Source organism: Proteus genomosp. 4 str. ATCC 51469, assembly GCF_003144375.1.
In the GTDB taxonomy this organism is placed as follows: domain Bacteria; phylum Pseudomonadota; class Gammaproteobacteria; order Enterobacterales; family Enterobacteriaceae; genus Proteus.
In genome coordinates, this window is the sequence record NZ_PENV01000013.1 from 157,117 (window position 1) to 170,782 (window position 13,666).

At 39.0% G+C, this 13,666-nt stretch carries 17 protein-coding genes, 1 other RNA gene and 1 pseudogene; 8 read left to right on the plus strand and 11 right to left on the minus strand.

Annotated elements, in window-relative coordinates:
- Positions 1-3: 3 nt before the first annotated feature.
- The 5 genes from DK866_RS13245 to ureG are packed head-to-tail and all read left to right on the plus strand — an operon-like array spanning position 4 to position 3,871.
- Positions 4-330, plus strand: a complete 327-nt coding sequence (locus DK866_RS13245; RefSeq protein ID WP_072069747.1) for an urease subunit beta — start codon at positions 4-6, stop codon at positions 328-330.
- A complete protein-coding gene (gene ureC, locus DK866_RS13250) occupies positions 327-2,030 on the plus strand; it encodes an urease subunit alpha (RefSeq protein WP_109409282.1) in 1,704 nt (567 codons plus the stop codon). The genes DK866_RS13245 and ureC overlap by 4 nt, the downstream gene beginning before the upstream one ends.
- A gap of 26 nt (positions 2,031-2,056) precedes the next feature.
- On the plus strand, positions 2,057-2,554 hold the full coding sequence (gene ureE, locus DK866_RS13255; protein WP_109409283.1) for an urease accessory protein UreE: 498 nt from the start codon (positions 2,057-2,059) through the stop codon (positions 2,552-2,554).
- A gap of 24 nt (positions 2,555-2,578) precedes the next feature.
- The gene (locus tag DK866_RS13260; RefSeq protein WP_162557008.1) at positions 2,579-3,244 is read left to right on the plus strand and encodes an urease accessory protein UreF; all 666 of its coding nucleotides are present in this window, start codon (positions 2,579-2,581) and stop codon (positions 3,242-3,244) included.
- Between the two features lie 9 nt (positions 3,245-3,253).
- On the plus strand, positions 3,254-3,871 hold the full coding sequence (gene ureG / locus DK866_RS13265; protein WP_109409285.1) for an urease accessory protein UreG: 618 nt from the start codon (positions 3,254-3,256) through the stop codon (positions 3,869-3,871).
- A gap of 113 nt (positions 3,872-3,984) precedes the next feature.
- Here the strand turns inward: ureG and dolP are convergent, their stop codons facing one another.
- From dolP to DK866_RS13285, 4 genes are all read right to left on the minus strand, one after another.
- Positions 3,985-4,563, minus strand: a complete 579-nt coding sequence (dolP, locus tag DK866_RS13270; protein ID WP_109409286.1) for a division/outer membrane stress-associated lipid-binding lipoprotein — start codon at positions 4,561-4,563, stop codon at positions 3,985-3,987.
- Between the two features lie 9 nt (positions 4,564-4,572).
- Positions 4,573-5,163: a DnaA initiator-associating protein DiaA gene (gene diaA / locus DK866_RS13275; protein ID WP_004245257.1), complete on the minus strand. Its 591-nt coding sequence runs from the start codon at positions 5,161-5,163 to the stop codon at positions 4,573-4,575.
- 22 nt (positions 5,164-5,185) lie between these two features.
- On the minus strand, positions 5,186-5,566 hold the full coding sequence (locus DK866_RS13280) for a YraN family protein (RefSeq protein WP_109409287.1): 381 nt from the start codon (positions 5,564-5,566) through the stop codon (positions 5,186-5,188).
- 75 nt (positions 5,567-5,641) lie between these two features.
- On the minus strand, positions 5,642-7,396 hold the full coding sequence (locus DK866_RS13285) for a penicillin-binding protein activator (RefSeq protein WP_109409288.1): 1,755 nt from the start codon (positions 7,394-7,396) through the stop codon (positions 5,642-5,644).
- Between the two features lie 61 nt (positions 7,397-7,457).
- Here DK866_RS13285 and rsmI point away from each other — a divergent pair, with 61 nt between their 5' ends.
- The gene (gene rsmI / locus DK866_RS13290; protein WP_109409289.1) at positions 7,458-8,336 is read left to right on the plus strand and encodes a 16S rRNA (cytidine(1402)-2'-O)-methyltransferase; all 879 of its coding nucleotides are present in this window, start codon (positions 7,458-7,460) and stop codon (positions 8,334-8,336) included.
- Positions 8,337-8,396: 60 nt separating this feature from the next.
- An RNA gene (rnpB, locus tag DK866_RS13295) (RNase P RNA component class A) lies at positions 8,397-8,772 on the plus strand.
- A gap of 67 nt (positions 8,773-8,839) precedes the next feature.
- Here the strand turns inward: rnpB and DK866_RS13300 are convergent.
- Positions 8,840-9,544 carry a pirin family protein gene (locus DK866_RS13300; protein WP_109409290.1) on the minus strand — a complete coding sequence of 235 codons (705 nt, stop codon included), beginning with the start codon at positions 9,542-9,544 and terminating at the stop codon, positions 8,840-8,842.
- Positions 9,545-9,657: 113 nt separating this feature from the next.
- Between DK866_RS13300 and DK866_RS13305 the strand changes: the two genes are divergently transcribed.
- Positions 9,658-10,560, plus strand: coding sequence for a LysR family transcriptional regulator (locus tag DK866_RS13305; RefSeq protein WP_036933024.1), 903 nt, complete (start codon positions 9,658-9,660; stop codon positions 10,558-10,560).
- A gap of 90 nt (positions 10,561-10,650) precedes the next feature.
- Here the strand turns inward: DK866_RS13305 and DK866_RS13310 are convergent, their stop codons facing one another.
- The 6 genes and pseudogenes from DK866_RS13310 to DK866_RS20340 all read right to left on the minus strand — a co-directional run.
- Positions 10,651-10,920, minus strand: coding sequence for a PAAR domain-containing protein (locus DK866_RS13310; RefSeq protein ID WP_109409291.1), 270 nt, complete (start codon positions 10,918-10,920; stop codon positions 10,651-10,653).
- A 24-nt stretch (positions 10,921-10,944) separates the two neighbouring features.
- Positions 10,945-11,589: a hypothetical protein gene (locus DK866_RS13315; protein WP_162557007.1), complete on the minus strand. Its 645-nt coding sequence runs from the start codon at positions 11,587-11,589 to the stop codon at positions 10,945-10,947.
- Positions 11,590-11,685: 96 nt separating this feature from the next.
- Entirely contained in the window at positions 11,686-12,273 is a 588-nt protein-coding gene (locus DK866_RS20175) for a hypothetical protein (RefSeq protein WP_244179701.1), read from the minus strand.
- Positions 12,274-12,409: 136 nt separating this feature from the next.
- On the minus strand, positions 12,410-12,634 hold the full coding sequence (locus DK866_RS20180) for a hypothetical protein (RefSeq protein ID WP_244179702.1): 225 nt from the start codon (positions 12,632-12,634) through the stop codon (positions 12,410-12,412).
- On the minus strand, positions 12,627-12,953 hold the full coding sequence (locus DK866_RS13325) for a hypothetical protein (protein WP_244179703.1): 327 nt from the start codon (positions 12,951-12,953) through the stop codon (positions 12,627-12,629). Before DK866_RS13325 ends, DK866_RS20180 begins: the two co-directional genes overlap by 8 nt.
- A 60-nt stretch (positions 12,954-13,013) precedes the next feature.
- A pseudogene (locus DK866_RS20340) lies at positions 13,014-13,235 on the minus strand (integrase core domain-containing protein); the annotation flags it as partial.
- Positions 13,236-13,666 lie beyond the last annotated feature (431 nt).

The following is a 13,666-nucleotide window of genomic DNA, read 5'->3' on the forward strand; positions in this document are numbered from 1 at the left end:
AACATGATACCCGGTGAAATTAGAGTTAACCAAACGTTAGGCGATATTGAGCTTAATGCTGGCCGAGAGACAAAAACAATACAAGTTGCTAATCATGGTGATAGACCTGTACAGGTGGGTTCTCATTATCATTTCTATGAAGTAAATGATGCGTTGAAATTTGAGCGAGAAGGCACATTGGGTTTTCGTTTAAATATTCCAGCAGGTATGGCGGTTCGTTTTGAACCTGGTCAAAGCCGTACAGTTGAATTAGTGGCTTTTGCAGGAAAACGTGAAATTTATGGTTTTCATGGCAAAGTGATGGGTAAATTGGAGAGTGAGAAAAAATGAAAACTATCTCACGTCAAGCTTATGCAGATATGTTTGGCCCAACAACAGGCGATCGTCTGCGATTAGCCGATACAGAGCTTTTTCTTGAAATTGAAAAAGATTTCACCACTTATGGTGAAGAGGTTAAATTTGGTGGTGGTAAAGTTATTCGTGATGGCATGGGGCAAAGCCAAGTTGTCAACGCCGAGTGTGTTGATGTGCTTATCACTAACGCCATAATTTTAGATCATTGGGGTATCGTAAAAGCGGATATCGGTATTAAAGATGGCCGTATTGTAGGTATCGGTAAAGCGGGTAATCCGGATGTACAACCTAATGTGGATATTGTTGTAGGGCCAGCCACAGAAGTGGTTGCGGGTGAAGGTAAAATTGTTACCGCTGGTGGTGTTGATACCCATATTCACTTTATCTGTCCTCAACAAGCACAAGAAGGTTTAGTTTCTGGTGTGACTACTTTTATTGGTGGTGGTACAGGGCCAGTTGCTGGAACGAATGCAACTACAGTAACGCCAGGTATTTGGAACATGCACCGCATGCTAGAAGCCGTTGATGAATTGCCTATTAATGTGGGGTTATTTGGTAAAGGCTGTGTGAGTAAACCGCAAGCAGTTCGTGAGCAGATTGAAGCGGGTGCTATTGGTCTAAAAATTCATGAAGACTGGGGTGCAACGCCAATGGCAATTCACAATTGCCTTAATGTTGCCGATGAAATGGATGTGCAAGTTGCTATTCACTCTGACACCTTAAATGAAGGTGGTTTTTATGAAGAAACTGTAAAAGCGATAGCAGGTCGTGTGATCCATGTTTTCCACACAGAAGGTGCAGGGGGGGGACACGCACCAGATGTGATTAAATCAGTGGGTGAGCCGAATATTTTACCTGCTTCAACAAATCCAACAATGCCTTATACCATTAATACGGTAGATGAACATCTCGACATGTTGATGGTTTGCCATCACCTTGATCCTTCTATTCCTGAAGATGTGGCCTTTGCTGAATCTCGTATTCGTCGTGAAACTATTGCTGCGGAAGATATTTTACATGATATGGGTGCTATTTCTGTTATGTCGTCAGACTCACAGGCAATGGGGCGTGTAGGTGAAGTTATTCTTCGTACTTGGCAATGTGCGCACAAAATGAAATTACAACGTGGCACATTAGAAGGCGATACCGCTGAAAGTGATAACCATCGCATTAAGCGTTATGTGGCGAAATACACTATCAATCCTGCTTTAGCACATGGTATTGCACACGAAGTCGGCTCTATTGAGAAAGGTAAATTAGCAGATCTGGTTTTATGGGAGCCTGCTTTCTTTGGTGTGAAGCCCGCATTGATCATGAAAGGGGGCATGGTGGCTTATGCACCAATGGGGGATATTAATGCGGCTATTCCAACGCCTCAGCCTGTGCATTATCGCCCAATGTATGCTTGTTTAGGTAAAGCGAAATATCAGACGTCGATGATCTTTATGTCGAAAGCGGGGATCGACGCAGGTGTACCTGAAAAATTAGGCTTAAAGAGCTTAATTGGTCGTGTCCAAGGTTGTCGTAGCGTGACAAAAGCATCGATGATCCACAATAGCTATGTGCCACATATTGAGCTAGATCCACAAACCTATATTGTGAAAGCCGATGGTGTGCCATTAGTGTGTGAACCTGCGACACAATTACCGATGGCACAACGCTATTTCCTCTTTTGATTAGTGTTTTACCGAGAATGTAGAGAATGAAAAGATTTACTCAACTTATTGATAAACAAAAAGCACTTGAAATAGCAACACCAGAACAACCGGCTCTTACTCTGTGCTTAACGATGGATGAAAGAACCAAAAGCCGTTTAAAAGTTACATTAAGTGATGGACAAGAAGCTGGGCTATTTTTACCCCGTGGTACGGTGTTAAAAGAGGGCGATATTTTACTGGCAGAAGATAATACGCTAGTCACAATTGAAGCCGCAAAAGAGCAAGTTTCTACGGTGTATAGCGAAGATCCACTGTTATTAGCTCGGGTTTGTTATCACTTAGGTAATCGTCATGTTCCATTACAAATTGAAGCTGGCTGGTGTCGCTATTTTCACGATCATGTTTTAGATGATATGGCTAAAGGCCTAGGGGCAAATGTCGTTGTTGGTTTGGAAAAATATCAACCTGAGCCGGGTGCTTATGGTGGATCGTCTGGTGGGCATCATCATCACTCTCATGACGATCACCATCATCATCACTAATTATTTGAATAAGGGAGCCTATTGATGCTTGCAGATCTACGCTTATATCAATTAGTCAGTCCTTCTTTACCTGTGGGATCGTTTACTTATTCTCAAGGGTTAGAGTGGGCAATTGAAAAGGGGTGGGTTTGTTGTCCTCAAACGTTAACGGCTTGGCTAAGTACCCAAATGACAGGCACTTTAGCAACGTTAGAACTCCCTATTTTACGGCGATTACAAGAAAATTTGGCACAAGCCAAAATGAGTGAAGTGAAGCATTGGTGTGATTTTATTGTCGCAAGTCGTGAAACTAAAGAGTTGCGACAAGAAGAGCGCCAACGAGGTATTGCTTTCGCTCGTTTACTTCCTCAATTAGATATTGAGTTAGATGAAACCTTACAAGCCTGTGTAAAACAGACACAACTGATGGCATTTGCGTTAGCTGCTGTGAAATGGAATATTTCCTCTGAAAAATTATGTTGTGCTTACGCTTGGGGTTGGCTTGAAAATACGGTGATGTCAGGAGTAAAACTGATCCCTCTAGGGCAAAGTGCGGGACAGAAAATATTGTTTACATTAGCAGAACAGATCCCTGTGATTGTTGAGCAATCCGCACATTGGCCCACTGAAGATATTGGGAGTTTTACACCTGCACAAATTATTGCCAGTAGTCGTCATGAAACACAATACACTCGACTTTTTCGTTCATGAGAAACCTATATGCAAGAATATAATCAACCACTGCGTATCGGTGTTGGCGGTCCTGTTGGATCAGGCAAGACAGCACTGTTAGAAGTTCTTTGTAAAGCAATGCGTGACACCTATGAAATTGCGGTTGTTACTAACGATATTTATACCCAAGAAGATGCTAAGATCTTAACGCGTGCTGAAGCATTAGATGCCGATCGTATTATTGGTGTGGAAACAGGGGGATGTCCTCATACTGCTATCCGTGAAGACGCTTCGATGAATCTTGCCGCTGTTGAAGAATTGGCAATACGTCACAAAAATCTTGATATCGTTTTTGTGGAGAGTGGTGGCGATAACTTGAGTGCTACCTTTAGCCCAGAGCTTGCAGATTTAACCATTTATGTGATTGATGTGGCGGAAGGGGAAAAAATTCCACGTAAAGGTGGCCCAGGTATTACTCATTCTGATCTGCTGGTGATCAATAAGATCGATCTGGCACCTTATGTTGGCGCCTCATTAGAAGTGATGGAAGCTGATACTGCTAGAATGCGTCCTGTAAAGCCCTATGTTTTCACCAACTTAAAAGAAAAAGTAGGCTTAGAAACTATTATTGATTTTATCATCGATAAAGGGATGTTAAGACGCTAACAGCCTATTTTAATGTAATTTGCTTTTAGTTAAATAAGACACTGCCAATATCGGTTATTATTCACCAAGACCGATACTGGCAGGATAAGACAAAACGATATCAAAACGCGGGATTAATTAAGGTAAGTAAATGCGGTGGTTACTTTAACGACCCCTTTGGTTTCACTGGCTATTTTCGCAACCGCAGCCCCTTCTTGGCGAGTTAAAATACCAAATAAGAACACTTCACCATTTTCAGTGATCACTTTTACTGACGATGATTTGACTGAATCACTGCCTAAAATTTGAGAGCGAACTTTGGTTGTTAACCATGTATCTGATGACGCAGTGCCTAATGTCACTGGTTCGCCTTGGCGGACTTCGTTATAGACGTTATTCACGCCTTCAACTTTACTTGCGACTTGTTTTGCCGTATCAGCAACGGACATATCAGGGCTTTGACCTGTTAATAAGATATTACCTTGATAAGCAGTCGCCACAATACGTGAATTGCTTTTCTTGATCTGTTCATTTTTATTTAGAGCACCAGAAACACGCGCTTCCAATGTACCATCATCAACTTGTTGCCCTAATGAGCGAGGATCGGTTGCGGTTTTACCTGCAACTGCAGCCGTACCGACAACAGCGGCACCGATGCAACCTTGCAGTAAAAGTGCAGAGCACAGCACTGCGGTGAGAGGAAGCAATTTCATAGTAACTCCTTAGTCATCCTGATGTGGGAATAATGTATTATCAATTAAATCACAGAGACAATTGACTGTTAGCATCTGAACTTCCTGTATTCTGACGGTACGTTGAGAAGGAATACGAATTTCAACGTCTTGAGGGCCTAATAACCCTGCAAGCTCTCCGCCATCATAGCCTGTTAATGCAACAATGGTCATATCTCGTGTTACAGCGGCTTCAACGGCTTTAATAATGCTTCGACTGTTACCGTGTGTCGAAATAGCAAGTAGTACATCTCCAGCTTGTCCTAATGCGCGCACTTGTTTAGCGTAGATCTCATCGTGTTGCTGATTCCCCATAATTGCAGTCATCACCACGCTATCTGTATTTAACGATAGTGCAGGCAAGCTTGGACGTTCTGTTTCAAAACGATGGATCATGCTTGCGGCAAATCGCTGTGCTGTTGCTGCTGAGCTACCGTTTCCACAGCTTAATATTTTATGGCCGTTTAATAACGATTGAACCATCATCATGGCGGCTCTGGAAATGGCATCAGGTAATGCTTCTGCTGCTGCAATTTGAGTTTGGATACTCTCTGTAAAGCAGACTTTGATTCTATCAAGCACGTTAAGACCTATATAATCTAATTTAACGAATAAATTCCGTATAATCGAGAATGTTTTTTAACCATATTAACTGGCGTTGATTAAATGCACAAACATCAAAGCGACAGTCTGATGTCTCGATACTTTCTTGGCGCTGTGCTAACCAACACTTTGCTGTACGCCATAAACGACGCCGTTTAGGGTAGGTAATGGAGCTTATCGCATCACCAAATAAGGTGTTATATCTAAAGCGAACCTCAACAAATACCCATGTCTTGTTTTCCTGCATAATAAGATCAATTTCTCCGCAGGGATATCGGACATTACGCGCAATAAATATTAATCCTTGTTTGCGTAAGTATTTTAACGCTTTTTGTTCATAGTACAGCCCTAAAAAATAAGGGCTTTTAGAAAAATCATCCATGATTTTCTTCCTTCATTACTCATAAAACAAACCGCCATAAAGGCGGCTTATTTTTATAATAACGGAGTGTATCTATTATTGTGTAACAGGTTCAATTTTACCTTGTTTAAATTGCATCCAAGGAAGTTGTCTATAAACAGTACAGTTGTCTTCAACACGTAATGAGCCTGAAATACCATTAAAACGTAATGTGCCTTTTGTCAGATCATTGTAATTGTTTGCTAATGACCATGCATCAATTCCCATGGCATAAAGACGCATTAATGAGTAATCGTTCGCAAATTTACTGGATGCTTTTTGCATTAACGGCAAATTAGCGCCAGTCATCAATGGAATATCACTAAATTGAATGCCATCCATTTCCATACGGAAATCAGGGCCTGTTCCACCTTGGTTGCTACGTGAACTAACATAAATTGGTGGGCGCTTTTGGGTACTGATCGCCATATCGATCATTGGTTTAATTAAAGTCAATTCATCACTGGTAGCAATGATGTAAACCGAATCAATCGCACCACCTACAGATGGAATAGATTGAGAGTCTAATGGCAGAGGTGCATTTTCTGTTGGTAAAACAGGTGTTCCTATCATACGAATACCGACACCGCGATTAATCGATGCTTTTAAGCTTTCAACAGAACTAAAGGTTTGTTGTAAAACTGTACCACCACCTGTACGTTGCCATTCATCAGCAAAAGTTTGTGCCATTCTTTGACCAAATTTATTATCTGGAACAATAATTAATGGGTTTGCTTTTTGTTGCTGACGTAAATGTTGTGCTGCATTACGAGTTTCATCTTCAGGTGAAAGAGAGAAGAAACAGACTGTCGTTGCAGAAGGGATCGCATCTAACTCATTTAATGCTAATACCGGTAAGCCACTTTGAAGTTCAATGGTTTTCATTACTTCTGGTTTTAGCAGTGGGCCGACAATTAAGTTAGCACCATCTTGTTGTACTTTTTTCAGTAAGACATCAATAGGTTGACTATTGGTATCATAAACAATCACTTGGCGTGTATTTTGCGCAACAGGATCTAAACGCAGTGTAGTGTTACCTGAAAATGCAGAACTCTCTTTTTCTTTATCTTGAGTTGTTTCGGTTTTTTCAGTGGTTTCTTGTGCGGTATCCGTTGTAGGTGTTTCAGTATTTTTGATACCTAATTCTTCTAAAATTGAAGCAAGGCTGTCATCATTTTTAGGCGGTTCTGGTTCAGGCATTGCTTGAGGTTGTGGTAAACCACTTTGCGCATCAAGGAAGCCTTGGCGAATGGCCTCTCCAAATACTTTAGCTTGCCCTGTTAAAGGTAACAATAATGCGATTTGGCTACTTGCACTAACAGAAGGCTGTGAAAGACGTAATAATGATACAGGGAGTGTTAATGCTGCTGGGTTACGAGGATAGCGAGTTTGCCATTCTCTCACGGCAGTTGATAACTTATCAGCATCATCTTTATTGTATTCATATGTGTTGAGTAAATCTAACCAACCTTGCAGGGTATTTTCATCTGCTTTGATAACCACACCACGGCGTTGTTCTGGTGTGAGTTTGGTCAGCATGAGCCATGTATCATCAATATTTTTCTGATGTAACTCAGGATCGGTAATTAATGTTTCTAACCCAATATAGGCTCTAATAACATCTAAAGATGCCAGCCCTTGAGCATCATCAATTACTTTTTGGAATTGTTTCATCTCCATTTCTGCTTTTGCAGCGGGAGTGAGTGGTTGTTCTTGTTGCCCCGTCAGGGTACAACCTGACATAATCAGCGCAGAGAGTATCGCAGTATAGGATAAACCTGTTTTAAAACGCACAAAAATTGAGGAAAGCATACTGTACCCAGTGATGTTTTATAATTATGCTCAATTTTAAATCGGTCATTCGGAATAAACAATGAATCAACCTAATCGAGCAGCGGTAACGACATCCACACTGTACATAGTACCCACACCTATTGGTAATCTGGGCGATATCACCCAGCGGGCACTTGATGTGCTGTCTCATGTCGATTTAATTGCTGCAGAAGATACCCGTCATACAGGGCTTCTATTACAGCACTTTGCCATTAACGCACGTTTGTATGCGTTACATGATCATAATGAACAGCAAAAAGCAGATCAATTAATTAGCAAATTACAACAGGGGCTAAGTATCGCATTAGTCTCTGATGCAGGTACACCATTAATTAACGATCCTGGCTATCATTTAGTCAATCAATGTCGTAAAAATGGCATAAATGTGGTGCCACTGCCTGGCGCTTGTGCTGCTATTACGGCACTTTCTGCCGCAGGGCTTCCTTCTGATCGTTTTTGTTATGAAGGTTTTTTACCAGCAAAAACAAAAAGTCGTCAAGATTGCCTACGTGAATTATCAGAAGAGCCTCGTACATTGATTTTTTATGAATCAACACATCGGCTGTTAGATAGTTTAGCTGATATGGTGACAGTTTGGGGTGAAGATCGCTACGTAGTATTAGCGAGAGAGCTCACAAAAACGTGGGAAACTATTCAAGGTATGCCTGTGGGTGAGTTACTCAAGTGGGTACTTGAAGATGAGAATCGCCGTAAAGGTGAGATGGTTCTCATTGTTGAGGGTTATGAAAAACCCGTTGATAATGATTTTTCCCCCGAAGTGTTACGAACACTTGCGATTTTACAAAAAGAATTACCTCTGAAAAAAGCAGCTGCTGTGACAGCTGAGATTTATGGCGTGAAGAAAAATGCACTTTATAAACACGTTATTGAGCAAAATGATGAAGCTCAAGATGAGTAAAGTGATTTTTTAGCTTCTTTTGCTATACATTTTCTATCAGAATCCCTATAATCCGCACCCTGAGTTGACTAGACAACCGCTGCTTTATCGTTGTCCCTTCGGGGGAGACGGATAGAGGGGAGGAAAGTCCGGGCTCCACAGGGCAGGGTGCCAGATAACGTCTGGGAGGCGCGAGCCTACGACAAGTGCAGCAGAGAGTAAACCGCCGATGGCCTGTTTACAGGATCAGGTAAGGGTGAAAGGGTGCGGTAAGAGCGCACCGCGCAACTGGTAACAGTTTGTGGCATGGTAAACTCCACCCGGAGCAAGACCAAATAGGGGTTCTTATGGTGCGGCCCGCATTGAACCCGGGTAGGTTGCTGGAGCCAGCGCGCAAGTTCTGGCCTAGATGAATGGTTGTCCACGACAGAACCCGGCTTAACGGTCAACTCACCTCATAAAAAACCCTCGATCCACATTGTGTTTCGAGGGTTTGCTGTTTTTAAGCCCATCTAAATTGATTATCACGAGATAATATCAATAAACAAGCCACGAAACTCAGCCGAACTTTTCAATGTAATACTATGGCTATCTTGAATAAAAGCCCCATCACCACACTGAATTTGCCCATTTTCTTGTGTTGATGTTTGCAAATAGGTGCCACCTTTTATGGATTGTAAAAACCCTTTTTGTCCTTTTATTGGCAGTGTAATTTCATCACCTGCTTGCAAATGAATATGATAAAGCCAAATAGTTTGCCTTAACATTAACGAGCCGTCATCACCCGTAGGTGAGGCTAATAATTGATATTTTAAATTTTCATCTAATACCAATTTTTGTGAGGCTACACTTTCTTGTTGTGGACAAGCATTTAGCCACAACTGGATACGGGTTAATGGCGTATCTGGACTGCTATTTTTCTCAATATAGGTTTCTGTATTATGAGGTGAAATAAGTAAGCACTCGTTTTCTTTTGCTGTGACTGTCCGTCCCATATTATCAAGGTATGTCGCTTCCCCTTGAAGAATAAGATTAACCACATCCACATGAGGATAGGTTTTTGCTTTAAATTCTGAATTTGGAGCAAGCACTTCTTGGTTAAGAACTCTTAGCGTGCCATAGTCTAAAAAATGAGGGTCAAAATAGTGGCCAAAGGAAAATGTGTAGCGAGCTTGTAGCCAACCATAATCCGCTTTACCACACTGTTGTGCTGTTCTGTATTTTATCATGGCGGTATTTTTCGAGTAGATTATCAATATATTTATCATAGAGGTATGGACTGTCTATTGTTAGCAAGTTAATCTGGTGCCTATAATCAAATTATTTGATAGAGATAAGTATAATGAGTAAAGACAAAGCAATTACGTTGGAATCTTTACGAGTCATGGATGCCATTGATCGTAGAGGGAGTTTTGCAGCTGCGGCTGATGAACTAAATCGAGTTCCATCGGCACTCAGTTATACCATGCAAAAATTAGAAGAAGATTTAGATGTTGTCCTTTTTGACCGTTCTGGTCATAGAACTAAATTTACCAATGTTGGCAGAATGCTACTTGATAGAGGGCGCATATTACTTGAGGCTGCTGATAAATTAACGTCAGATGCAGAAGCCTTAGCAAGAGGTTGGGAGCCACATATCACTATTGTTTGTGAAGCGCTTACTCCAGCATCTCGGCTTTTTCCTTTGGTCGATAAATTAGCTGAAAAATCCAATACCCAACTCTCTTTAGTAACCGAAGTCTTAGCGGGCGCTTGGGAAAGCTTAGAAAGCGGTAAATGTGATATTGTAATTTCACCGGATATGCATTTTCGTACCTCGTCTGAAATTAATTTTCGCCCTTTATACAATACCACCAGTGTTTACGTTGCCAGCCCAGATCACCCAATTCATAACGAACCAGAGCCATTAGCAGAAGAAACTCGCTTAAAATATCGGGGTATCGCGATTGCAGATACAGCAAGAGAGCGCCCTGTATTGACAGTATTGCTGTTAGATAAACAGCGCCGTTTGACGGTCAGTTCTATTGAAGATAAACGCCGAGCATTAATTGCAGGTTTAGGTGTGGCGACAATGCCGATTGATTTAATTGAAGATGATATTAAAGAAGGGCGTTTACGTGTTGTTGGCCCTGAATATCACCATGAAAATAATATTATTATGGCATGGCGCAGAGACAGCATGGGCGAAGCTAAATCGTGGTGTCTGCGTGAGATCCCAAAACTCTTTGCAAGCGATAAAAAATAGTTTTTGTACTTAATAATATTTCAGTTTTAGATATCGATAAAAATAGAGATGCGAATATTAGGCGGAAGCTTCCGCCTAATTAAAAATGGATCACTCCACTGCCACTAATACATAACCTTTTAAACAGTCGCATTGCACTTTATGCCCCTCTAACGCGACGGGAGTATTGTTTATTTTCATCATCGTATCGCCTTCAACAATTTTGCCTTTTTTCTGACAAGCGGGGCAATAGACTTCATCATCAAGGCAAGCTATTTCATAAAGTTGTTTCGCTAATAAAGAACCGCTTAATACGGTTCCTTTTGTATTGGTAGTGTCATTTTTTAAGATGATCTTTCGTCCTTGGATTGTGCTACGCATTTTTTACTTTCTCTTTATTATTAATTAATTCCCTGAGTTTATTCCAAACTGCCAAGGAATAAGTTCTGGAAAATCTAATTTTCCATACCACTTTGGCCGTAATATATCTTGAAAACAACCTAACTCATCAATATATTGAGCTACTATACATAGATAAGTAATAGCACTTTTATTTATAGATAAAGGTTGAATATTTTTAATAGCATTATTAATAAATAGTTTTTTTTCCTTTTGCAGTTCTTTAAATCGACAAAGAGGATCTTTAAAAATAAATTTATCAATCTCTTTCTCTAATGTTGATTGTCCGGTACTGATATAAAAGTAACTGTTTTTAACATCCTCAATAAAATAATCAGTATTTTCTTTTGCTATGAAATCTTTTTTAAGGTTTATTTTTTCTTGTAACCAAGATTGACTTTCTTTATTTCTATGAACAATAACGTTATTCATATTTATTTCTAATTCTTTATGAAAAAAAGTTTTTTTATAAAACTGACCAAAATAAATCATTAATATAGTTTGAAAAACGCATAAGTATTGGCTTGTACGATGTTGTTTATCAAAATAGTGATAATTTTTTTTCAAAATTTCTAATAGTGCTTTTTGTTTAATATTATAATAATCCAACACTAATTTATGCTCATCTTCAAGGAATTCTATTGCTTCCATATAGAATTCCTGAAGAATATTATCCTTAATTATCTGTTTGCTTTTTGCTGTCAGTATCATTTTATAACAAAAGCCTTAGTTTAATTTTAATCAAGACTAAAATAATGTATGAATGACTTTTAGCTCTGGGTTTATTTTAATTAAATCATCTGTAATTTGATGATAAATTTCAGGCATAGTCTCTAACCAACCCACCATATCAGGTCGATGATCAATAGCCATCGGTGTTTTTAATAATGGATGATCGATTATGGGGGTACTTAAGCCATGACGAGCACGAAAATTTTTCACGGCTTGATATTCAAAAGGCCAAGCAATGAGTATTTCCATATCAATTTCATAACCTGTTGTGCTTTTTTCATTAACATAATCACCAAATAATGCTGACCACTGAATATGCTTATCGCATAATTCCATTAACCACGGGATTAGAATTTCATCATTTTCACAATAGAGCGCTTCTTGGCAAAAGCGTTGATAAAAAGGATCAATCGGAATGCCCGCACTTTCCCAATCAATAGTTTCCTTTTTTTCACTGGCTAACATTTCAATCGCTAATACGCCTAATTTTTGAGGTCGCGTATACATAGGAAGTGAGTTTGCCATTTTACCTGACTGAATATTTTCTATTATTCTATCGTAACAAAGTTGGCTAGACTTAAAATAATTACAAGCAAAATTCATTAATAAGATTTCACCTTGTTCTGCAAGATTTAAAAAATTTCTTTTTCTATTAAAACAATTAAAATAATCAAAAATAAAACATATATTTTTATGATAAAAAAATCGCTCAAAAGAATATGGTACTTTATTTGTGTTTTTATATATTTGATATATATATAATAGAAATAGAACTGGATTCAATTTTTAAAATTGTCATATATCTTATATGTTTATCCTTGTGAGAACTATTATCATTTTGCAGTTTCAAAACATTCTCAATAATCTCTTCATTAATTAACTCTTCAATATCAGAGACATCTCTAATTGTTTTATTAACTACTTCTTTTTCAATGTATTTTAAAACTTTATTGAGTCTAGTCATTTTTAAGATTCTCTATTATATAAAATTGATTATATTTATTGTTATTAGAAACATTAAATTTATTATCTATACCTACTGTTAATTTAAATCCAACTAAATTTTTCTCTTCACAGGATTCAAGTATATTTAATAAAATTTCCCTTTCTTTTTTTCCTAAACTATATTCATTACCTCCTTTATAAAAAGATTGCTTAGCTAATACAGAATGTTTATTTATATTACCTATATAGTCTTCTTGGAAATCACTAGCTTTTCCTCCTGTGGGCGTTGAATTAGCACCAAATTTCTCTTTCATCACTGTTTTGATTTCAAAAGTCACCCAATCTGGCGGAGGTGGAGTCGGTTCTATTGACTAGTCCTGATATAGGTTGACAACTTTTCAGGCATAAAACGCTCGATGTACTTCATCGGGCGTTTTATAGTTTAACGATAAGTGTGGCCGTTTTTCATTATAGAGTTGAATTGATTCTTCTACTAATTTTCTTGCTTGTTCCAGATTACTCGGTTTTATCAGTAGATACTCCATTTTTAATATTCCATTAATTCGTTCTGCTAAGGCATTTTGATAACAATCATACCCATCAGTCATAGAGCATTGAATATAATTAAATTTGGATGCCGATAAAAACGATGATGGCTTAAGGTTGTTCGATGATAAGCCCGTTTATTAGGCACCAGTAACTGATGTTCCTTCAATAAAGAAAATAGCCGATCACGACCAATAACCATCTGTTTTTGCTTTAAAATAAAATGTAATTTACGCCCACCCAGTCGAGGTTGTAAGACTCGTTCAGATTTAACAACGTCAATAATGGCCGAATCGGCTTTCTTTCGTTCCTCAGTTCTATACAGTCTCTTTTAATAAGCCTGTCGGCTGATCTGCATAAAACGGCAAGCAATTGTTACGGTGAGTTTTTTAACCGTTTTTTCTTTAATAACTCGGCTTTGCGCTTTTTTGACAAACGAACTCCAAAGTCTCTATCCATGACTTTAACCACAGCTTCGAAAAAATCGGATTTAAGCCGAGCTTCT

What these genes read in the sequence shown, in the direction of transcription:
- ureG (WP_109409285.1), top strand. Translation starts at nt 3,254, where the DNA reads ATGCAAGAATATAATCAACCACTGCGTATCGGTGTTGGCGGTCCTGTT.
- DK866_RS13310 (WP_109409291.1), bottom strand. Translation starts at nt 10,920, where the DNA reads ATGCGTAGCACAATCCAAGGACGAAAGATCATCTTAAAAAATGACACT.
- DK866_RS13315 (WP_162557007.1), bottom strand. Translation starts at nt 11,589, where the DNA reads ATGGAAGCAATAGAATTCCTTGAAGATGAGCATAAATTAGTGTTGGAT.
- ureC (WP_109409282.1), top strand. Translation starts at nt 327, where the DNA reads ATGAAAACTATCTCACGTCAAGCTTATGCAGATATGTTTGGCCCAACA.
- DK866_RS13305 (WP_036933024.1), top strand. Translation starts at nt 9,658, where the DNA reads ATGAGTAAAGACAAAGCAATTACGTTGGAATCTTTACGAGTCATGGAT.
- DK866_RS20175 (WP_244179701.1), bottom strand. Translation starts at nt 12,273, where the DNA reads ATGAATTTTGCTTGTAATTATTTTAAGTCTAGCCAACTTTGTTACGAT.
- DK866_RS20180 (WP_244179702.1), bottom strand. Translation starts at nt 12,634, where the DNA reads ATGACTAGACTCAATAAAGTTTTAAAATACATTGAAAAAGAAGTAGTT.
- DK866_RS13280 (WP_109409287.1), bottom strand. Translation starts at nt 5,566, where the DNA reads ATGGATGATTTTTCTAAAAGCCCTTATTTTTTAGGGCTGTACTATGAA.
- ureE (WP_109409283.1), top strand. Translation starts at nt 2,057, where the DNA reads ATGAAAAGATTTACTCAACTTATTGATAAACAAAAAGCACTTGAAATA.
- rsmI (WP_109409289.1), top strand. Translation starts at nt 7,458, where the DNA reads ATGAATCAACCTAATCGAGCAGCGGTAACGACATCCACACTGTACATA.
- DK866_RS13245 (WP_072069747.1), top strand. Translation starts at nt 4, where the DNA reads ATGATACCCGGTGAAATTAGAGTTAACCAAACGTTAGGCGATATTGAG.
- DK866_RS13285 (WP_109409288.1), bottom strand. Translation starts at nt 7,396, where the DNA reads ATGCTTTCCTCAATTTTTGTGCGTTTTAAAACAGGTTTATCCTATACT.
- dolP (WP_109409286.1), bottom strand. Translation starts at nt 4,563, where the DNA reads ATGAAATTGCTTCCTCTCACCGCAGTGCTGTGCTCTGCACTTTTACTG.
- DK866_RS13260 (WP_162557008.1), top strand. Translation starts at nt 2,579, where the DNA reads ATGCTTGCAGATCTACGCTTATATCAATTAGTCAGTCCTTCTTTACCT.
- DK866_RS13300 (WP_109409290.1), bottom strand. Translation starts at nt 9,544, where the DNA reads ATGATAAAATACAGAACAGCACAACAGTGTGGTAAAGCGGATTATGGT.